Raw genomic sequence first — 17866 nt, forward strand, 5'->3', positions numbered from 1 at the left:
CATGACTGACCTCTCCGCCTTCCCGATCACGCGCCAGTACCCGGCCTCCCATCCTGACCGGCTGCAGCTCTATTCCCTGCCCACGCCCAACGGGGTGAAAGCCTCGATCATGCTGGAGGAGATCGGCATCCCCTATGAGGTCCACCTGGTGGACATCATGAAGAACGAGACCTGGACGCCTGACTATCTTTCGCTGAACCCCAACGGCAAGATCCCGGCCATCCTCGATCCCGACGGCCCGGGCGGAGCGCCGATGGGCCTGTGGGAATCGGGCGCCATCCTCGTCTATCTGGCCGACAAGACCGGCCAGCTGATCCCGACCGATCCCGCCGCCCGCTACGAGACCCTGCAGTGGGTTTTCTGGCAGATGGGGGCCGTCGGCCCGATGTTCGGCCAGCTCGGCTTCTTCCAAAAGTTCGCGGGCGCGGCATATGCGGAAAAGCGTCCGCGCGACCGCTACGTCGCCGAGTCCAAACGGCTGCTGGGCGTGCTGGAGGACCGGCTGAAGGATCGCGCCTTCATCATGGGCGACGACTTCACCATCGCCGACATCGCCCTGATCGGCTGGGTGCGGAACCTGGTCGGCTTCTACGAGGCCGGCGAACTGGTCGACTATGCGTCGCTGAAGGCCGTGCCCGCCTGGGTCGAGCGCTGCCTCGCCCGACCGGCGGTCGAACGCGGTCTGAATATCCCCGCGCGCTCCTGACGCGGGATCGTCCGGGCGGGTGGGGTGTTGGGTCGGGGCAACAAAGGACGCCCCGATGAAACTGATCCTCAAAGAGCTGTCGAAGAAGATGCGCCACATCGACTTCACAATGCTGACGACCCGCACCGCCTCCGGCGCCCTGACGTCGCGGCCGATGAGCAACAACGGCGAGGTCGACTACGACGGCGACAGCTGGTTCTTCACCACCGAGGACACCGGCATGGTGACGGACATCATGGGCGATCCGATCGTCGGCCTGACCCTGACTGGCGAGAAGGGACTGCTCGGCAAGCCCGGTATCTTCATCTCGGTCGAGGCGAGCGCCGAGCTGATCCGCGACAAGGCCCAGTTCGTCGCCCACTGGACCAGGGGCCTGGACCGCTGGTTCCCGCAGGGGGCCGACACGCCGGGCCTGGTCCTGATCAAGGCCCACGCCTCGCGCATCGCCTACTGGGACGGCGACGACGAGGGCGAACTGACGCTGTAGGGGCTCGGCGTGCCCTCCAGCGTCATCCGCTGGTTCCGATATAACGAGGCGGCCCGCACGCTGCGGGTCGGCTTCGTCTCGGGCGAGACCTATGAGTATGACGAGGTGCCGCCGGAGGCCGCCGCCGGCCTCAAGGCCGCCCCTTCCAGGGGGCGGTTCTTCGGGCCGAACGTCCGGGATCGCTATCCCTACCGTCGGGTGACGGACGGGTCGGCGCACCCGTCTTTACCCGTTCACCCCGGCCTTCGCCGCGGACCAGATCACAGTTGAAGGCGGCCGGGATATTGCATGGGGAGTGCTGATCCCCTCACCGTGTTCGCCATCTGGACCCCGGCCTTCGCCGGGGTGCACGGTGAGAAATGAGACCGCAAATCCAGCCGTGTCCGACGGCCGATTCGAGACGCCCGTGAACTGAAAACTCTTCGGGTCGTGAACCGCCGAGACCGCCAATCGTACGCGCGAACGGCGCCGATAGCGCCAAACGTCCGGCCTACCCCCGCAGCTTCCGCGTCAACGCCTCGACGTCGCGGGCGATCTGGTCGTCCTGGGGCATCAGCTCCTCGATCTTGCGCACGCCGTGCAGGACCGTGGTGTGGTCGCGCCCGCCGAAGCGACGGCCGATGTCGGGATAGGACCGGGTCGTGTGCTGTTTGCACAGCCACATGGCGATCTGCCGCGGACGGGCCACGGCGCGTGTGCGGCGTTCCGACAGCAGATCCGCCTGCTTCATGTTGAAATGTTCGGCCACCGTCTTCTGGATCTCGTCCACGGTGATGCGGCGCTCGGGCCCGCCACGCAGGGCCGAGCCAAGCAGCGTCAGGGTCTCCTCGACGCCGAGGGACGACAGTCGCGACCCGGCGGCGGCGGCCAGGGTGTTCACGGCGCCCTCCAGCTCGCGCACCGAACCCGGGGTCCGGTCGACGACCTGTTCCAGCACCTCGCGCGAGGCCTCGCCGGACACTACGCCCATGCGGGCGAAGGCGGCCAGCCGGTTCTCGGCCACGGCGATCTTGAGGGCGCGATCAGCGGGCTCGACAGGGCAGGTCAGGCCGGCGGCCAGATGGCTGCGCAGACGCGGTTCGACCTCGGTCAGGGCCATGGGCGGACGGTCGGCCGACAGGACGATGCGTTTGCCGTCCTCGATCAGGGCCGTGAGGGTCGACAGCAGTTCCTCCTGGGTGGAGGCCTTGCCGCCCACGAACTGGACGTCGTCCAGCAGCAGCATGTCGGCCGAGCGCAGGCTCTCCTTGAAGGCGGCGGTGGAGCGGTCCTGCATGGCCTTGACGAAGGTCGACAGGAAGCGCTCGGCGGTCAGATAGACGACCTTGGCGTCGGGGCGCAGGCGCTGGGCCTCCCAGGCGATGGCGTTCAGCAGGTGGGTCTTGCCGTAGCCGTAGGGGCCGCAGAAGAAGATCGGGTTGAAATGGCCGTCGGCCCAGCTGGCCGTCTGGCGGGCGATGGCCAGGGCGAAGGCGTTGCCCTGGCCCTCGACGAAACTGTCGAAGGTCAGACGCTCCTGCAGGCCCGCGGCGCGCACGGCGCGGGCGCCGTCGGTGACCGGCCCGACAGTGGGCGCCACCGGTGTCTGCTCATGGGCAGCCGATAGAGCCTGCAGGGCCACGGAGGAGGCCATGGACGAGGCTGGGGGTGCGGAGGTCACCTCGGCGCGACACCGAACCTCCAGACGGCGCGACAGGCCGTCCAGGCCCAGCCACAGCTCGTTCAGACGGCGCAGGGCGTTCTTGCGCACCCAGTCGCGGGCGTAGCCGGTCGGGGTGACCAGGATCAGCTGACCGCCCCCGTCGATCCGCACCGCCGAGGGCGCGATATAGGAGCTGAACGGTCCGTCGCCGATTTCGGCCCGGAGCCTGAGCGAGGCCTCGTTCCAGATCCGGTCCGGGTCCGTCATGTTCGCCAACGCCAAGCCCCCCATCGTCGTTACACCCGCCTTAAATTGGTCATCCCGCACCGGAACCTTCTGTCCCGAAGTCCACGCCGGGTCGGCCGATCCAGGGACGCGTTCTCCTGACCTCCGAAGCGTGAGCTTCGAAAGCGGGGGCGACCTCGCGGACAGACGTCTCCCGCCGGCGCAGGGGTTTGCCCCCGCTCCGTCTTCATCCGTGTGGGGATGGAAGTGCGTTAGAGCCCAAAACTTACGCCCGACGACGCATGGGTCAACGCTGATTCGCGAGCCGATTCGCAGTTAAATTGTTTGACTCCGCTAAAGCCAAATCACGCCTAGGAAAATGCCGATTTCGCCTGTTCGGCGAACCCCGATTCCCGTGTTTAGACTTATCCGCACACGGCGAAACGGCGAGTAAGCTGGTGCTTACTCGCCGTTGAAATCGCTAGATTTTCGTATGACAGGGGCGTGACCCTCCCCTGAAAACGCCTTGAGTACGCAGTCGTACCTAAGGAGTTTTACGCCGCCGACATCTTCTTCAGCTGGGCGTGCAGACGGCTCACCTTGCGCGAGCCGGTGTTCTTGTGAACGACGCCCTTGGTGACGGCGCGCATCAGCTCGGACTGGGCCTCGACAAAGGCGCCCTGGGCGGCGGCGGCGTCGCCGCCGGTCACGGCTTCCTGGAACTTGCGAAGGAAGGTGCGGACGCGGGTACGGCGCGACTTGTTCACTTCGGTGCGCGCGGCGATCTTGCGGATCGCTTTCTTGGCGCCGGGATTGTTGGCCATCGTCAAACCTATCAACGGAAACGCCGCAGACACCCGTCCACGGCGCGGAAAATCTTCAAGAGCGGGCGGCTATAGCGGAAGGGGCCCGGAGGGTCAACGAGAGTCTAGCGCCCCGTGAACACCGGCTTCCGCTTCTCGACGAAGGCCGCCATCCCTTCCTTCTGATCCTCGAAGGCGAACAGGGAGTGGAACAGGCGGCGCTCGAACTGGACGCCCTGGGTCAGGGTCGTCTCGAGGGCGGCGTTGACCATCTCCTTGTTGGCCATGACGGCCAGAGGGCTCTGGGAGGCGATCTTCGCGGCGATCTTGCGGGTCTCGTCCAGCAGGGTCTCATGCGGGAAGACGCGCGACGCCAGGCCGGCGCGTTCGGCCTCGGCGGCGTCCATCATCCGGGCGGTCAGGACCATGTCCATGGCCTTGGACTTGCCGACCAGACGCGTCAGCCGCTGGGAGCCGCCGATGCCGGGCGCAACGCCGAGGTTGATCTCCGGCTGGCCGAACTTCGCCTTGTCCGAGGCGACGATGAAGTCGCACAGCATGGCCAGCTCGCACCCGCCGCCGAGGGCGAAGCCGTTGACGGCCGCGATGATCGGCTTTCTGAACCGGGTGATCCGGTCGTGGCCCAGGGCGAAGAAATTGCCCTTGTACATGTCGGCATAGGACTGGTCCGACATCTCCTTGATGTCGGCGCCCGCCGCGAACGCCTTGTCGCCCGACCCGGTCAGGATCAGGCAGCGCACCGTGTCGTCATGCTCGACCGCGTCGAGGAAGGCGGCCAGATCCCTGAACAGGGCCGAGTTCAGGGCGTTGAGCGCCTCTGGCCGGTTCAGGGTGACCACGGCGTAGCCGTCGGCATACCGGTCGATCAGAAGGGTGGAATAGGTGTCGGCCATGATGCGCTCCTTGGGTCATCACCGAGGTCTAGCGCCTCACCCCTCCCACTGGAACACCTCGGTGATCGCCACGCCGAAGACGCCGGCGATGCGGAAGGCGGCTTCGAGGCTGGGCGAGTATTTGCCCTGTTCCATGGCGACGATGGTCTGGCGGGTCATGCCGATCCGCGTGGCCAGATCGGCCTGGGTCATCTCCGCGGCGTGAAAGCGCAGTTCGCGGATGCGGTTCCGGATCGGCGGCGGGCCCTTCACGCGGCGATCCGGCGGTGCAGGATCACCACGACGGCCGACTTCACGGCTTCGGCCAGGACGATGGCCAGCAGCAGCCCCTGGCCCATGATGGTCGCGGCCTCGCCGCGTGACGCGGCGGCAAGACCGCCGAACTCCACTCCGACCGCGAAAGGACTGATCAGGGCGACACACAGGACGAGGCCGGTCAGGGCCGCATAGCCGACGCTCGTGGCCCGACCGTCGATCTGGATTTCGCGCTCGTCGGACAGAGAGCGTTGGTCGCGTGGGGTCCGCCAGGCCGCCAGCCCCATCAAGACCGCCTGAACCAGCAGGCTGGCGATGACGCACTCCACGAACAGGGCGACGGGCCATTCGCCCGGCAGGGCGACGAGCCGGCCCCAGACGACGACGAAATAGAACCCCCAGATGACAACACCGCTGCCCAGGCTGATCCAGGCCGCCTTTTCCCGAAACGACATCAGCGAGCCCTCCGCAGCAGCATCAGTGTGACTCCGGCGCGGATCATCTCGGCCAGGATAAGGCAGGCCAGCAGGACGTTGGCCAGAAGGACCATCATCTCGCCGGTGATGGAGAAGACGGCGGGACCGCCGACGAAGTTATCGTCCAGCAGCCCGGCGAAATAAGCGCCGGCCGAAACGCAGAAGACCAGGCCGATCAGCGCCATCAGGGCGACGTGGCTGGCTTTCAACGAGGCGAGGATTTCGCGCTCGTCGCGGGTGTCGCGCTCGGACTTCGGCGTGGTCGCGGTGGCGATGATGGTCAGTACGACCTCGACAACCACCACGACCACGAGACTGCCCATGAACGCCAGGCTGACCTCGCCGGTGAAATGATCGCTGACCAGCCGGCCCGCGGCGACGTGCCGGATCAGGAACCAGAAATACCAGCCCCACACCGCCACCGAGGCGATGATGCTGATCCACAGATGCTTCTCTCGAAACGACATGCCGGCCCTCCGCCGCAACAGGCGGCGAAGACGATGTCGCATATCGCCGACATCATGTCCAATATTTTTTACACGACGTCTGATTTCTCAGACTTGCACCATGTCAGCCAGCTTAAGCACCGTGTTCCAGTTCCGCCCGGTGCCCATGCCCAGCATGCGTGGCGTCGCCTTCTTGAAGATACCGCTTTCGCCCTGACCGTTCGGGAACCAGAAATAGAGAACGTCGCCGCCCGACCCGGTCCGGCCCTCGACCGCCTCGCCGCCCTCGGCCAACGCGCGACAGGCCTCGATCGCGCCGTCCTTGATCCCGTCCTTCATGACCATGGCCAGGACCTTGGACGGGTTGGATGCCGCCTCGGCGGCGAAGGGGTTGGCGGCGATCAGCGCCGCCCATTGCCCGGACGTGCGGACCATGGCCGCGACCTTCAGGCCGAAGCGGCGCTCCATCTCCGCCTCGATGTCGGCCTCCAGCGTCGCCGTCGCCTTGTCGCTCTCGACCACAAGGTTTCCGCTGGCCAGAAGCGTGCGCGGGTTCTTCAGCCCCATCGCCTGCGCCATCGCGCGCTGCTCGCCGACGGGGGCGCGGACACCGCCGGTGTTCATGCCGCGGAACAGGATTATGCGGTGGGTCATCAGCGCCTCTGACAGGACGGGCAGTAGAAGGTCGAGCGACCGCCCTGGACGACACGTTTGACCACGCCGGTGCAGCCTTCCGCCAGACAGGGTTGGCCCTCGCGGCCGTAGACGTCGAACCGGTGCTGGAAATAGCCTTGGCCGCCCTCGGCGTTGGCGAAGTCCTTGAGGGTCGAGCCGCCCGCCGCGATGGCGTCGTTGAGGACGTCGCGGATCACCGAGGCCAGGGTCTCCAGCCGCGCTTTCGACACCTTTCCCGCCGCGATCAGGGGAGAGATGCGGGCCCGGTACAGGGCCTCGCAGACATAGATATTGCCCAGGCCGGCGACGTTGCGCTGATCCAGAAGCGACACCTTTACGTTCTGTTTCTTGCCGTCGAACACCTCGGCCAGATGGGCGCCGGAAAAGCCGTTGCCGAGCGGCTCCGGCCCCATGGCGGCGAACCAGGGATGGGTCTCGACCTGATCGGTCGGGATCAGGCCCATGAAGCCGAACCGGCGGGCGTCGGCGAACCCCACCCGCGTGGCGCGGCCGTCCTGCAGGGCACAGAAACTCATATGCTCGTGCTTGCCGGCGATAGGGGCCGCTTCCTCGAACTCGCCCAGCTGTTCGCCGTCGACGGTGAACCGGCCGGTCATGCCCAGGTGCGCGACCCACGTCTCGCCGGTGGACAGGGTCGCAAGCAGATACTTGGCCCGGCGGTCGATCCGCTCGACCGTGGCCCCCTCCAGTCGCTCAACGAACCGGTCGGGGAAGGGAAAGCGCAGGTCCGGACGGTTCTGTCGCACCCGCGTCAGTCGGGCTCCGACCAGCACCGGCTCCAGGCCGCGTCGGACCGTCTCGACCTCGGGAAGTTCAGGCATCTCCTTGGTCTAGCCGGTCACCGCGACGGGGAGAAGTCGAACCCGCGTCGCCATAAGCCGTGCGGTCACGGACGGCTCTACATCGGGCCGACGCGGAAGCTCCGCCAAACCCCCATGTTTCGGTGACACGCCCGCCGCACGAGTCAGCCATCCCCGTCTCACGGCTCGATTGGGGGATCGATGACGGACGTCACAGCCATCGGCGGACGGGGACGGCGCGCGCGTCGCCTGTTCAACATCCACGCCCTGCGGCGAGGCGGGACGCGGCTGCAGCTGTCATTGGCAGGCGGCGTCCGCGCCGACGAGCCCGTGACCGTGGCCTTTGTGACGGTCTTGGTCCTGTCGCTGTATTTCGCCCTTCTGCCCGGCGTCGACATGGCGGTCAGCGCCCTGTTCTACAGTCCCGGCGCCGGCTTTATCCTGGCGGACAATCCGGTCCTGAGGGGGCTGCGCAAGTCCTCCACCTGGGTGCTCGGACTGATGCTGCTGGGCCTGATCGGGGAGATCGTCCTGGCCCTGCGTCGAAATCCGCGCCGTCTCACGGGCTGGGGCCGGCGCGCTGCGGTGCTCATCGCGGGCCTGGTCATCGCCTCAGGCTTTCTCGTCAACGGCGTCCTGAAGTCGATGTGGGGTCGCGCCCGGCCGATCCAGATCGAGGGCTTTGGCGGCGATGCCGACTTCACCCGCGCCTGGCAGTTGTCGGACAACTGCCTGTCCAACTGTTCCTTCGTCTCAGGCGAAGGATCGTCCGCCGCCTGGATGGTGGCCGTCGCCGTCCTGATGGTCCCGGCCCCGTGGCGTCGCTGGGCCCTGCCCGCCGTCATGACCTATGCTGCGGCCCTGTCGATCAACCGCATCGCCTTCGGCGGCCATTTCCTGTCGGATATTCTGCTGTCGTGGGCGCTGACCGGGCTGGTCATCGCCGCCCTGCACCGGCTCGCGCTCGCCTGCCCCCGGACGGTGCGTCAGATTCGCCGCGCCCGCCGTCGGAGCGGCAAGATCGCCTGAAACCTGCTATGGCCCGGGCATGTCCGTCCATGTCCAGCGTTTCTGCATCCACACCCTGATCGCCCTCGCCCTCTCTGCGGCGGCGACGTGGGGGCTGAGCCTGTTCTGGGGCGCGATCGGCGGGGGCGACCTGCCCCTGCACGGCTGGATCGCCATGGGGCTGGGCGTCGCCGGGACGGTCGGCCTGACCTGGGTCCTGATGGCCCTGGCCTTCAAGTCGCATCGCGAGGGCTGGGACGACCAGGTCGACAACTCTCTGGACCCCGGACGGGACGAACCCGAGGTCTATTAGGCGAACGCCGGCCGCACCTTAACCGCACAGGCTTGACCCCAGGCGTCCGGGCTGCGTTTCTGCCGCATCGTCCTTCCGGAGCTGACCATGCGCGCCTTGATCGCCTCGGCCTTCGCTTTGATCCTCGCCGCCTGTTCGCCGGCTGCCGAGCCGGGGAAGGCCGACGTCGAACCCGTTGCGGCGGCCGCGCCCACGCTCCAGCTGGGCGCGATAGACCTGACCCAGCCGGTCCGGGCCGCCGGGACCGAGCCGTTCTGGACCATCGACATCGCCGACGGCGTGATGACCTATCGCGACATGGAGGATTTCGGCGGCGACATCACGACCCCGCGCACCGGACCGGCCGCTCCGGTCGTGACCGGCGACACCGCCGTCTATGCCGTAACGCTCAGCGACGGAAAGACCCTGACCCTGACCTTGACGGCGACCGAATGCCCCGACATCGGCGAGGAGACGCGCGCCCTGACGGCCAGCCTGGCCATCCCGGGCGCGATGCCGCAACAGGCCTGCGCCGACGCCCGCACCGCCTATCCGCCCGAGACCTGATCGATCCAAGGAGTTCCTGTCATGCGCCAGTTCCGCGCCGGCCTGCCGATCCCGGTCCTCATCCTCGGCCTGACCCTCGTCGCCTGTTCCGATCCGGAGCCGACCGGGCCCGAGGCCCCGCCGGCCCCGGCCGCGGCGGTGCTCGGCGACGTCGATCTGAACCAGCCCCTGCGGGCCCTTGGCACGGAGCCCTTCTGGGCGGTCGAGATCACGCCGCAGGACCTGGCCTATACGGCCGTTGATGCAGTCGAGGTGCGGGCCTCCAACCCGGGCCCGACAGTCCAGGGCACCACGGCCGTCTATGCCGCCGCCGCGCCCGACGGCACGACCCTGGTCGTCACCCTGATCGCCACGGAATGCTCGGACGGCATGAGCGACCGGCTCTACCCCCTGACCGCGCGGGTCGAGCTGGGGGCGGAGACCCTGAACGGCTGCGCCGCCCCGGTCGCCTTCCTGAACAGCCAGCCGGCGCCGTAACCTCCTAGCCGTCGCCCAGCATCGGCCCCACGCCCGGCACGCTGCGCACCGCCTCGCCCAGCAGATCCCGCCCCGTCGCCGCCCGGACCCGATCGCGCGCGGCAGGCAGAAGGCGTTTCAGCGCCGCCTTGTCCACCCCCTCGTCCTTCAGCCGGTCCAGCAGCCCCATGGCCTCCGCCACCGCCGCGCCCGAGACGCCTCCCGCCGAGGCCATGATCCCGCCGAACAGGCCGCGCCTCGGCCGTTCGGCGGCCTTGGACTGCGCCGCCGCCTCCGCGCCGTCCACGGCGGCGTAGAGGGCGGCCAGGGCCTCGCGCCCGGCATGGCGGTCCAGCAGGCCCAGGGCCCCCGTCAGGGCGGCGGCGGCCTGGGCGTCCGTCAGCCCCGCCGGTGCGGCGGCGGCCGATACGACATCGTCGAAGGTCAGGGTCGGGGTCACGTCTGCTCTTTCATGGGATGATTTAACGGTTCTGGAACCGCGTCGGCTGCATATGGGGCGAATGACCCAGGTTGAAACGCCGCAGGACCTTCGCCCACTGACCGCGCTGCGCTTCGGCGCCGCCATCTGGGTGGCCCTGTTCGCCTTCTGGCCCGACCTCGACGTCGGCTTCATGCCGGACCTTGTGGCCAAGGGCTATCTCGGGGTCGAACTCTTCTTCGTCCTGTCGGGCTTCATCCTGTGCCACGTCTATCTGGCGGCCCATGGCGAGAAGCGATTCAGCTACGGCGCCTTCCTGTGGGCGCGGATCGCTCGGGTCTATCCCTTGCATATCGCCACCCTGGTCGGCGTCGGCGTGCTCGCCTTCGGGGCCCTGGCCGCCGGGATGAGCGTCAACGGCAACATCCTCAGCTGGTCGGCCCTGCCCGCCAATCTCCTGATGGTCCACGCCTGGGGCTTCGCGCCGGTGGCCGGCTGGAACCATCCGTCCTGGTCGATCTCGGCGGAGTGGTTCGCCTATCTCTGTTTCCCGGTCTTCGCCTTCGTGGCCTGGCGGCTGCGCGAGCGGCCGATCGCCGCCGTCGTCGGCGCCGTGGCCTTCCTCGTGGGCCTTTACATCGTCTTCCAGATCGTGGCCGGCTTCCCCCTGACCCAGGCCACCATCCTGTGGGGCGCCCTGCGGATCGTTCCCTGTTTCGCCCTCGGCTGCGCCCTGTATCTGATGCACCGCAAGGTGAGCCTGCCGCGCCCGGGCTGGATCGCCGCCGGGGTGGCCGTAGCCATCGCCGTCGCGGGATCGCTGTCGGCGCCGGACGCCCTGATCGTACCCCTGTGCGGCGCCCTGATCCTGGCCCTGGCCAGCCTGCCCAACGCGCGCGCCGGATGGCTGGCCTCGAAGCCCGCCGTCTATCTCGGGGAGATCAGCTACTCGGTCTATATGGTGGTGGTGCCGTGGAAACTGCTGGCCGTGAACGCCGCGTCGAAGCTCACGGGTGGCGGCGACAAGCTTCAACTCTTTGTGTGGCTGGCCGTGTTCCTGACCCTGCCGGTGGTCGCCGCGGTGTCCTACCACCTGGTCGAATTCCCCGCACGACGGGCGCTTCGCGGCATAGCGCAACGCCGTGCGGCCCGGGCCAAAGCACGCACTGGCGGTCCACAGCTCGCCTGAAAAGGGGCTTTTACCCTCCGCTAACTATCGTCTAGGGATAGTGCAGGGCGTAACAGTTGGAAACAATTCGAACATGACGAAACGGATCACCGCCGCGCTGGTTGCCGCCTGCCTGGGCTTTTTCGCCCTGTCTCCCGCTCCCGCGAAGGCCGACGATCCGTATTGGCAGTGCGTGACCTTCGCCCGCATGTTCTCCGGCATCAACATCTTCGGCGACGCCTGGACCTGGTGGAATCAGGCCGTCGACCGCTTCCGTACCGGCCGCGCGCCCGAGACCGGCTCGGTCCTGGTCTTCCGTCCCGAAGGCCGCATGAGCCGGGGCCACGTCGCCGTCGTCTCCGACATCCTGACCGACCGCGTGATCCGCGTCACCCACGCCAACTGGGGCGGGAGCCGCGGACGGGTGGAAGAGAATGTCACCGTCGTCGACGTCTCGGGCCAGAACGACTGGTCCCAGGTCAAGGTCTGGTACAACCCGATCCGTGACCTCGGTTCGACCGTCTATCCGACCTATGGCTTCATCTATAACGGGGCCCGCGACGCCTATGACGCCGGCCGCCAGGTGGCCGCGACCAGCGCCCCGACCAACACGGCCCGGAACTAACCCGCCCAACCCCCACCCCGGACCGCCCGAATGATCCGCCTCTATCGTTCGGGCTGCGCGGCCTGCGAGCCGGTCGAGATCGATGTGATCGGCGGCTGGGTCATGCCGCCCGACACCCTGTGGATCGACATGATCGAGCCCACCCACGGCGAGGACGCCGCCGTCGAGCGGGCCCTGGGCATCTCCATCCCCACACGGGCCGAGATGAGCGAGCTCGAGGCCTCCAGCCGGCTCTATCGCGAGGGGGGCGCCACCTATGTCACGGCCGACATCCTGCACCGGGGCGACGACGACCTGCCCGGGATCGACCCGGTCACCTTCGTCCTCACCAGGGGGACAATGGTCACCATCCGCTATTTCGACCCGCGCCCCTTCACCCTGTTCACCGACAAGCTCGAGCGCGAACCGGAGCTGTGCAGCACCAGCGCCGAGATGTTCCTGAACCTGATGGAGGCGATCATCGACCGCGCCTCCGACGTGCTGTCCGGTCTGGCCGCCAAGGTCGAGGGCGTCAGCGCCCACGTCTTTTCCGAAGGCAGGACGGTCGGCTTCAAACACCTGGTGACCAAGCTGGGCCGCGCCCACATGGCCAATGCCCGCATCGAACAGAGCCTGGCGGGTCTGTCGCGCGTCTTCGCCTTCGTCGCCGTCGACGACTGGTTCGAGCACAACGACGAACCGCGCGAGCACCTGCGCTCGCTCAGCCGGGACGCCGTCAGCCTGATCTCCCACAATCACTCGGTCGCGGCGGGCATCAACTTCCAGCTCTCGGCAGCGCTCGGCCTGATCAACGTCGAGCAGTCGTCGATCTTCAAGATGTTCTCGATCTTCACGGCGGTTCTGATGCCGCCGACCCTGATCGGGGCGATCTACGGCATGAATTTCGAGCATATGCCGGAGTTACGCTGGGTGGAGGGCTATCCGATGGCGCTGGGCCTGATGGTCGTGTCGGCCCTGGCGCCGCTGGTCTATTTCAAGCGGCGGGGCTGGATCTAGTCCGCCCTTACCACTCCGGCTTGATCGACAGCTGGAAGGCGACGAGACCTTCGGAGACGTCGTTGTCGATGCCGTGGCCGGCGTGCATGCCCTCGGCCTCGATCTCGCGATAGACGAGGCCGAACGAGCCCTGCATGTCGCCCCGGCGCATCGCTACGCCGACCGAGGCGTCGCCGAGGAAGGATCCGCTGTCGCGACTGTAGCCTGAGCGGGCGTATTCGCCGTCGCGCGTCCGCGCGAAATTGTAGCCGACGGCGGTGCCGGATCCGGCGGCGTAGATGTACCAGCGGGCGCGCTCGCCAAACGCAGTGGAACCTTCTGGCAGGATGCGGTCCGCCGTCGTTCCGATCCTCAGGGTGGCGCCGGCCTCGGCCGTCCCGCCCCGGTCGCCCGCGCCGATGCCGACGTGCGGCGTCAGCGTGACCTCGAGGCCCGAGGCCGTATAGCCGCGCGCCGTCGTCCAGCCGCGCGTGTAGCTGACCTCATAGCCGTCGGCGTCAAACATCGCCTGATCCATCGGCGTCGGCGGGACGGGCGAACCGTCGGCGCGGCGCAGTTCGCCCCGGGTACGCAGGCGCAGGCGATCGCTGAAACCCTCACCCTCGCGCCAGACGTCGCGGGTCGTGGTGGCGGCGAAAGGATTGTGCGCCTCGATCGGCGCATAATCGGTCGCGAACTCCAGCGCGGGCCCGAACTCACGGCCCGCCGCCACATTGAAGCTGGCCTGACGGTTCAGCCGGGCGGTGATGTTGGCGGAGGTTTCCTGCTGGTCGTCGGACCAGTTCTGGTTCACCCACGTCTGGCCGCTCGCCGGAACGGCAATGGCCGCCAGTGCGATTACGCTCAGAACAAGTGACCTCAGGTAGATCAACGGTCCCCTCACAGTCCGTTAACAGGCTTCACCCTGCACCGGAATCAGGTCAGGGCCAACCGCGTTTTTGCGACACCTTCCTGACATGATCGCGCAACGCGATTTTGACCACGCGGGTTCCCCTGTCAGGGGGTTCGAGGAGGGTTAAGGGGTCGAAGCGGAGGGGGCGTGACCGGTGGCTGTGACAGAGTTGCGATGGCGAGAGCGAACCCCACCCCCGCCGGTCACCATCCACCCATTCATCGCGTCACTGGCAGGCCAGGCACTCTTCATAGTCGGTCGGAGCGGCCGAGAAGAGGTCGGGCTGGTTCGGATCGACCTCGGCCTCGACCTTGTCCTCGGCCCCCGCGAAAGCCGCCCGCTGCACCGACTTGGAGCGCAGATAGTAGAGCGATTTCACGCCCTTCTCCCAGGCGGACCAGTGCAGCATGTGCAGGTCCCACTTGTTGACGTCGCCCGGGATGAACAGGTTGATCGACTGGGCCTGGCAGATTTCCGGCGAGCGGTCGGCCGACAGTTCGACGACCCAGCGCTGGTCCAGTTCGAAGGCGGTCTTGAAGATCCCCTTCTCGTCGTCGTTCAGCATGTTCAGGTGCTGGACCGAACCTTCGTGCTCCAGAATCGACGACCACACCGCGTCGGTATTGGCGCCGTAGCCGTCCAGCAGCTTCTCCAGGTAGGGGTTCTTGACCGCGAACGAGCCCGACAGGGTCTTGTGGGTATAGATATTGGCCGGAATCGGCTCGATGCCGGCGGAAGTGCCGCCACAGATAATCGAGATCGAGGCGGTCGGGGCGATGGCCAGCTTGTGGCTGAACCGCTCCATGATTCCGCGCTCGGCCGCGTCCTCGCAGGCGCCCTTTTCCTCGGCCAGTTTGACGCTGGCCTTGTCCGCCTCGCGGCGCAGGTGTTTGAACAGACGCATGTTCCACGACTTGGCCATGGCGCTTTCGAAGGCCACGCCCTGGGCCTGCAGGAAGGAGTGGAAGCCCATCAGGCCCAGACCCACCGAACGCTCGCGCTTGGCCGAATAGACGGCGGCGGCCATCTCGGGCGGGGCGCGGGTGATGAAGTCCTCCAGGACATTATCCAGGAAGCGCATCACGTCCTCGACGAAGCGCGGCTCCTCGCGCCACTCCAGGAACATCTCGGCGTTGACCGACGACAGGCAGCAGACGGCGGTGCGGTCGATGCCCAGGTGGTCGGGGCCGGTGTGCAGCATGATCTCGCTGCACAGGTTCGACTGTTTCACCTTCAGCCCCAGCTCCTGCTGGTGGCGAGGCATCTGGCGGTTCACCGTGTCGGAGAAGATCAGATAGGGCTCGCCGGTCTGCAGGCGGATCTCCAGGATCTTCTGCCACAGGCTGCGGGCGTCGACCTTGCGGATAACGGCCTGGTCCTTGGGTGACAGCAGGGCGAAATCGGTCCCGGCCTTTACAGCCTCCATGAACTCGTCGGTGATGTTGATGCCGTGGTGCAGGTTCAGGGACTTGCGGTTGAAGTCGCCCGAGGGCTTCCGGATCTCCAGAAACTCCTCGATCTCCGGGTGGTGGACGTCGAGATAGACCGCCGCCGAACCGCGACGCAGCGAGCCCTGGGAAATCGCCAGCGTCAGGGAGTCCATCACGCGGATGAAGGGGATGATGCCGCTGGTTTGCCCCGCGCCCTTCACCTTCTCGCCGATGGAGCGGACGCCACCCCAGTAGGTGCCGATGCCGCCGCCGTTCGAGGCCAGGGACACATTCTCGTTCCAGACGCGCTGGATGCCGTCGAGGCTGTCCTGCACCGAGTTCAGGAAGCAGGAGATGGGCAGGCCCCGGTTCGCGCCGCCGTTCGACAGCACCGGGGTCGAGGGCATGAACCAGAGCTTCGACATATAATCGTAGACGCGCTGGGCGTGGTCGTGGTCGTCCGCATAGGCCGTGGCCACCCGCGCGAACATGTCCTGGTAGCTTTCGCCGGCCAGCAGATAACGGTCTTCCAGCGTCTTCTTGCCGAAGTCGGTCAGCAGGTCGTCGCGGGTCCGGTCCAGTTCGAGGCTGCGCACCACCGTCAGATGGGGCTTCTCGGTCGTCGGCGCAGCGTTAACCGCCTCGAATTCCACCGTCTTCAACGCTTCGCCGCCAGCCATAATCGTCATCGCCCTGAACTAAAATCGAAGTGAAGCCGCCTGCGTCCGAACCACTGCATCTAGTGGCCGAAGCGCTCCCCGAACCAACATATGGGGCGCAGATGCCTAACCAACCGTCAACGGGCTTGACGGCGGAATTCGTCTCGAATCACTCCGTCGCGGGGGATGAGCCTGTGCAAAAGCCGCGACGGCCGTGCGACGCACCATTGTGACAGGAGTCACGAAGCCGTGATCGGGAACAAGGGCCCAGCTTGGCCGTTAGCGACCGGATGAAATCCTCCGACGCCGTCCCTTTTCTGCGCCGCGCCCTGACCGTCGCACGCGCCGAGTTCGCCGCCCTCGGCGCCCTGGCCGTCGTCACCCTGGGGATCATGACCTTCATCGAGATCGCCGACGACGTGACCGAGGCGGACGGCCAGGCCTTTGACCAGAGGGTGCTGTACTGGATGCAGCCGGCCGCCGGCCAGCCGCGCGGTCCCTGGTGGCTGCATGAGGCGGCCGCCGACATCACCTCCCTGGGCGGCATCGCCGTTCTGACCCTGTTCGCCTTCGTCGCCCTGGGCATGCTGTTGATCCTCAGGAAGCGGCTGTCGGCCGTACTGCTGGTCGTGGGCCTGGCCGGCGGCGTCGGCCTCAGCGAAGGCCTGAAGGCCCTGTTCGAGCGCGAGCGGCCGCCGGCCGCCTTTCAGGCCGTGGAGACGCTGAACGCCAGTTTCCCGTCCGGCCATGCCCTCCTTTCCACGGTCTTCTATCTGACCGTCGCGGTCATGATGACGCGCGCCTTCCCTAAGCGCCGTCTGAAGGCCTACGTCCTCGGCGTCGGCATTGTCTTCGCCCTTATGGTCGGCCTGACACGCGTCTATCTCGGCGCCCACTGGGCCTCCGACGTCATGGCGGGCTGGTGTGTCGGCGCGGCCTGGGCCATGGCGCTTTGGCTTGTCAGCTACGCGGTCGAGCGCAGGCAGAAACGCCACCACGCCCACCTTGTCGACGACCCGCCCGTGACCAGCGAAACGGCGCTCGCCGAAGGCTGAGATTTCGCTAGGTCCGCCCTCTCCAAAAGAGTTAACATCCGTCAACCGACCGCCCGGGGGCCCACCCGTCCCCGGCTCCGCGGCAGGAGGCTTCCATGATCGGCCTGATGTTCGCCCTGCTCGCCGGCCCGGCCCTGGTCGAGCCCCAGGCTGTCCAGGCCACGCTGCAGTCGTGCGCTTTGGAAAACGGCCGCTATGTCTGCCGCTACGCCGTGCCTGACATCGTCATCGTGCCGGTCCCCGGAACCGACATCGTCGCCGACGCGCCCGCCATCGTCCTGGGCAGCGGTTCCGGCCTCGAGGCGGCCTCGCCTGAAACCCTTCCGCCGTCGCCGGTTGTCACCGTACCTGCCGCGCCGCCGGTCAGCCCGCCCGTCGCGCCGCCGGCGGCCGCCGAACCCGGCCCGATCCAGCCCATCGACACCGGCGTCCTGACCGAGCGCGAGGCCCAACTGGTCTCCCGCTGCGCCGACGCCGGCTGGATGTCGTTGTGCCTGCCCGACGACCGACGCGCCGCGCGGACGCTGCGGGACAAGCAGAGCGCCTATCTCGCCGTCCGCCGCGAGGTCACCCGCCTGCTGAGCGACGATGACTGCGACGCCGCGGTCAAGGCCGCACTGGACGGCGGCTACCTGGCCCTGGCGCGGGAGACGCGGGACTATTGCAGGGCGCCGGCAGCGGACGCCGCGGCGACAACCGGGACAGAAGCCGTCAAGGCTGAAGCGAGCGCCGACGAGGCCGAAGACTAGGCGTTAAGCCGCTCCCAAGAGCAGACCTCGCGAGGATCTGCAGAGGGGTGGAAAGCGGACATGGTGGTGCTACGCTGCTT

23 protein-coding genes are annotated in these 17866 nt (G+C 67.4%); 12 read left to right on the top strand and 11 right to left on the bottom strand.

What is annotated here, in order from left to right; all coding sequences use genetic code 11:
* Position 1 precedes the first annotated feature (1 nt).
* The 3 genes from RMO01_RS08545 to RMO01_RS08555 are packed head-to-tail and all read left to right on the top strand — an operon-like array spanning position 2 to position 1463.
* Entirely contained in the window at positions 2–706 is a 705-nt protein-coding gene (locus RMO01_RS08545; protein ID WP_309628620.1) for a glutathione binding-like protein, read from the top strand.
* Positions 707–761: 55 nt separating this feature from the next.
* Positions 762–1193, top strand: a complete 432-nt coding sequence (locus RMO01_RS08550; RefSeq protein WP_309628621.1) for a pyridoxamine 5'-phosphate oxidase family protein — start codon at positions 762–764, stop codon at positions 1191–1193.
* Positions 1194–1202: 9 nt separating this feature from the next.
* The gene (locus tag RMO01_RS08555; protein WP_309628622.1) at positions 1203–1463 is read left to right on the top strand and encodes a KTSC domain-containing protein; all 261 of its coding nucleotides are present in this window, start codon (positions 1203–1205) and stop codon (positions 1461–1463) included.
* Positions 1464–1683: 220 nt separating this feature from the next.
* On the opposite strand, the gene dnaA is transcribed toward RMO01_RS08555, so the two are convergent.
* The 8 genes from dnaA to mutM all read right to left on the bottom strand — a co-directional run bounded on the left by dnaA (position 1684) and on the right by mutM (position 7471).
* Entirely contained in the window at positions 1684–3102 is a 1419-nt protein-coding gene (dnaA, locus tag RMO01_RS08560; RefSeq protein WP_309628623.1) for a chromosomal replication initiator protein DnaA, read from the bottom strand.
* Positions 3103–3614: 512 nt separating this feature from the next.
* On the bottom strand, positions 3615–3884 hold the full coding sequence (rpsT, locus tag RMO01_RS08565; protein ID WP_298159288.1) for a 30S ribosomal protein S20: 270 nt from the start codon (positions 3882–3884) through the stop codon (positions 3615–3617).
* 104 nt (positions 3885–3988) lie between these two features.
* A complete protein-coding gene (locus RMO01_RS08570) occupies positions 3989–4777 on the bottom strand; it encodes an enoyl-CoA hydratase-related protein (protein WP_309628624.1) in 789 nt (262 codons plus the stop codon).
* A 36-nt stretch (positions 4778–4813) separates the two neighbouring features.
* The gene (locus RMO01_RS08575) at positions 4814–5029 is read right to left on the bottom strand and encodes a helix-turn-helix transcriptional regulator (protein WP_309628625.1); all 216 of its coding nucleotides are present in this window, start codon (positions 5027–5029) and stop codon (positions 4814–4816) included.
* Positions 5026–5487: a hypothetical protein gene (locus RMO01_RS08580; RefSeq protein WP_309628626.1), complete on the bottom strand. Its 462-nt coding sequence runs from the start codon at positions 5485–5487 to the stop codon at positions 5026–5028. The genes RMO01_RS08575 and RMO01_RS08580 overlap by 4 nt, the downstream gene beginning before the upstream one ends.
* A complete protein-coding gene (locus RMO01_RS08585) occupies positions 5487–5975 on the bottom strand; it encodes a hypothetical protein (RefSeq protein WP_309628627.1) in 489 nt (162 codons plus the stop codon). The genes RMO01_RS08580 and RMO01_RS08585 overlap by 1 nt, the downstream gene beginning before the upstream one ends.
* An 87-nt stretch (positions 5976–6062) precedes the next feature.
* Positions 6063–6608, bottom strand: coding sequence for a DUF1697 domain-containing protein (locus RMO01_RS08590; RefSeq protein WP_309628628.1), 546 nt, complete (start codon positions 6606–6608; stop codon positions 6063–6065).
* Complete coding sequence (gene mutM / locus RMO01_RS08595; RefSeq protein WP_309628629.1) at positions 6608–7471, bottom strand: bifunctional DNA-formamidopyrimidine glycosylase/DNA-(apurinic or apyrimidinic site) lyase; 864 nt, start codon at positions 7469–7471, stop codon at positions 6608–6610. The genes RMO01_RS08590 and mutM overlap by 1 nt, the downstream gene beginning before the upstream one ends.
* Positions 7472–7651: 180 nt before the next feature.
* Between mutM and RMO01_RS08600 the strand changes: the two genes are divergently transcribed.
* From RMO01_RS08600 to RMO01_RS08615, 4 genes are all read left to right on the top strand, one after another.
* Positions 7652–8479, top strand: coding sequence for a phosphatase PAP2 family protein (locus RMO01_RS08600; RefSeq protein WP_309628630.1), 828 nt, complete (start codon positions 7652–7654; stop codon positions 8477–8479).
* Between the two features lie 19 nt (positions 8480–8498).
* Entirely contained in the window at positions 8499–8771 is a 273-nt protein-coding gene (locus RMO01_RS08605; protein WP_309628631.1) for a hypothetical protein, read from the top strand.
* An 87-nt stretch (positions 8772–8858) separates the two neighbouring features.
* Positions 8859–9317, top strand: coding sequence for a hypothetical protein (locus tag RMO01_RS08610; protein ID WP_309628632.1), 459 nt, complete (start codon positions 8859–8861; stop codon positions 9315–9317).
* 21 nt (positions 9318–9338) lie between these two features.
* Positions 9339–9794, top strand: coding sequence for a hypothetical protein (locus RMO01_RS08615; protein ID WP_309628633.1), 456 nt, complete (start codon positions 9339–9341; stop codon positions 9792–9794).
* A 4-nt stretch (positions 9795–9798) separates the two neighbouring features.
* Here the strand turns inward: RMO01_RS08615 and RMO01_RS08620 are convergent, their stop codons facing one another.
* Complete coding sequence (locus tag RMO01_RS08620; RefSeq protein WP_309628634.1) at positions 9799–10233, bottom strand: hypothetical protein; 435 nt, start codon at positions 10231–10233, stop codon at positions 9799–9801.
* Positions 10234–10294: 61 nt separating this feature from the next.
* Here RMO01_RS08620 and RMO01_RS08625 point away from each other — a divergent pair, with 61 nt between their 5' ends.
* The 3 genes from RMO01_RS08625 (at position 10295) to RMO01_RS08635 (ending at position 13001) form a co-directional block, all read left to right on the top strand.
* Positions 10295–11401, top strand: coding sequence for an acyltransferase (locus RMO01_RS08625; protein ID WP_309628635.1), 1107 nt, complete (start codon positions 10295–10297; stop codon positions 11399–11401).
* Between the two features lie 73 nt (positions 11402–11474).
* Positions 11475–12005 (top strand): CHAP domain-containing protein, encoded by a 531-nt coding sequence (locus RMO01_RS08630; RefSeq protein ID WP_309628636.1) that lies wholly within the window; start codon positions 11475–11477, stop codon positions 12003–12005.
* A 30-nt stretch (positions 12006–12035) separates the two neighbouring features.
* Entirely contained in the window at positions 12036–13001 is a 966-nt protein-coding gene (locus tag RMO01_RS08635; protein ID WP_309628637.1) for a magnesium transporter CorA family protein, read from the top strand.
* Between the two features lie 7 nt (positions 13002–13008).
* On the opposite strand, the gene RMO01_RS08640 is transcribed toward RMO01_RS08635, so the two are convergent.
* A complete protein-coding gene (locus RMO01_RS08640) occupies positions 13009–13872 on the bottom strand; it encodes a lipid A-modifier LpxR family protein (protein WP_309628638.1) in 864 nt (287 codons plus the stop codon).
* Positions 13873–14119: 247 nt separating this feature from the next.
* On the bottom strand, positions 14120–16012 hold the full coding sequence (locus RMO01_RS08645) for a ribonucleoside-diphosphate reductase subunit alpha (RefSeq protein WP_309628639.1): 1893 nt from the start codon (positions 16010–16012) through the stop codon (positions 14120–14122).
* Positions 16013–16272: 260 nt separating this feature from the next.
* Between RMO01_RS08645 and RMO01_RS08650 the strand changes: the two genes are divergently transcribed.
* Positions 16273–17037 carry a phosphatase PAP2 family protein gene (locus tag RMO01_RS08650; protein WP_309628640.1) on the top strand — a complete coding sequence of 255 codons (765 nt, stop codon included), beginning with the start codon at positions 16273–16275 and terminating at the stop codon, positions 17035–17037.
* Between the two features lie 95 nt (positions 17038–17132).
* Entirely contained in the window at positions 17133–17786 is a 654-nt protein-coding gene (locus RMO01_RS08655; RefSeq protein ID WP_309628641.1) for a hypothetical protein, read from the top strand.
* The last annotated feature ends 80 nt before the right edge of the window (positions 17787–17866 follow it).

Origin of the sequence: Brevundimonas sp., from assembly GCF_031412435.1 — a bacterium.
In the GTDB taxonomy this organism is placed as follows: domain Bacteria; phylum Pseudomonadota; class Alphaproteobacteria; order Caulobacterales; family Caulobacteraceae; genus Brevundimonas.

What these genes read in the sequence shown, in the direction of transcription:
- RMO01_RS08545 (WP_309628620.1), top strand. Translation starts at nt 2, where the DNA reads ATGACTGACCTCTCCGCCTTCCCGATCACGCGCCAGTACCCGGCCTCC.
- RMO01_RS08550 (WP_309628621.1), top strand. Translation starts at nt 762, where the DNA reads ATGAAACTGATCCTCAAAGAGCTGTCGAAGAAGATGCGCCACATCGAC.
- dnaA (WP_309628623.1), bottom strand. Translation starts at nt 3,102, where the DNA reads ATGACGGACCCGGACCGGATCTGGAACGAGGCCTCGCTCAGGCTCCGG.
- rpsT (WP_298159288.1), bottom strand. Translation starts at nt 3,884, where the DNA reads ATGGCCAACAATCCCGGCGCCAAGAAAGCGATCCGCAAGATCGCCGCG.
- RMO01_RS08570 (WP_309628624.1), bottom strand. Translation starts at nt 4,777, where the DNA reads ATGGCCGACACCTATTCCACCCTTCTGATCGACCGGTATGCCGACGGC.
- RMO01_RS08580 (WP_309628626.1), bottom strand. Translation starts at nt 5,487, where the DNA reads ATGTCGTTTCGGGAAAAGGCGGCCTGGATCAGCCTGGGCAGCGGTGTT.
- RMO01_RS08585 (WP_309628627.1), bottom strand. Translation starts at nt 5,975, where the DNA reads ATGTCGTTTCGAGAGAAGCATCTGTGGATCAGCATCATCGCCTCGGTG.
- RMO01_RS08590 (WP_309628628.1), bottom strand. Translation starts at nt 6,608, where the DNA reads ATGACCCACCGCATAATCCTGTTCCGCGGCATGAACACCGGCGGTGTC.
- mutM (WP_309628629.1), bottom strand. Translation starts at nt 7,471, where the DNA reads ATGCCTGAACTTCCCGAGGTCGAGACGGTCCGACGCGGCCTGGAGCCG.
- RMO01_RS08600 (WP_309628630.1), top strand. Translation starts at nt 7,652, where the DNA reads ATGACGGACGTCACAGCCATCGGCGGACGGGGACGGCGCGCGCGTCGC.
- RMO01_RS08605 (WP_309628631.1), top strand. Translation starts at nt 8,499, where the DNA reads ATGTCCGTCCATGTCCAGCGTTTCTGCATCCACACCCTGATCGCCCTC.
- RMO01_RS08610 (WP_309628632.1), top strand. Translation starts at nt 8,859, where the DNA reads ATGCGCGCCTTGATCGCCTCGGCCTTCGCTTTGATCCTCGCCGCCTGT.
- RMO01_RS08615 (WP_309628633.1), top strand. Translation starts at nt 9,339, where the DNA reads ATGCGCCAGTTCCGCGCCGGCCTGCCGATCCCGGTCCTCATCCTCGGC.
- RMO01_RS08625 (WP_309628635.1), top strand. Translation starts at nt 10,295, where the DNA reads ATGACCCAGGTTGAAACGCCGCAGGACCTTCGCCCACTGACCGCGCTG.
- RMO01_RS08630 (WP_309628636.1), top strand. Translation starts at nt 11,475, where the DNA reads ATGACGAAACGGATCACCGCCGCGCTGGTTGCCGCCTGCCTGGGCTTT.
- RMO01_RS08635 (WP_309628637.1), top strand. Translation starts at nt 12,036, where the DNA reads ATGATCCGCCTCTATCGTTCGGGCTGCGCGGCCTGCGAGCCGGTCGAG.
- RMO01_RS08645 (WP_309628639.1), bottom strand. Translation starts at nt 16,012, where the DNA reads ATGACGATTATGGCTGGCGGCGAAGCGTTGAAGACGGTGGAATTCGAG.
- RMO01_RS08650 (WP_309628640.1), top strand. Translation starts at nt 16,273, where the DNA reads ATGAAATCCTCCGACGCCGTCCCTTTTCTGCGCCGCGCCCTGACCGTC.
- RMO01_RS08655 (WP_309628641.1), top strand. Translation starts at nt 17,133, where the DNA reads ATGATCGGCCTGATGTTCGCCCTGCTCGCCGGCCCGGCCCTGGTCGAG.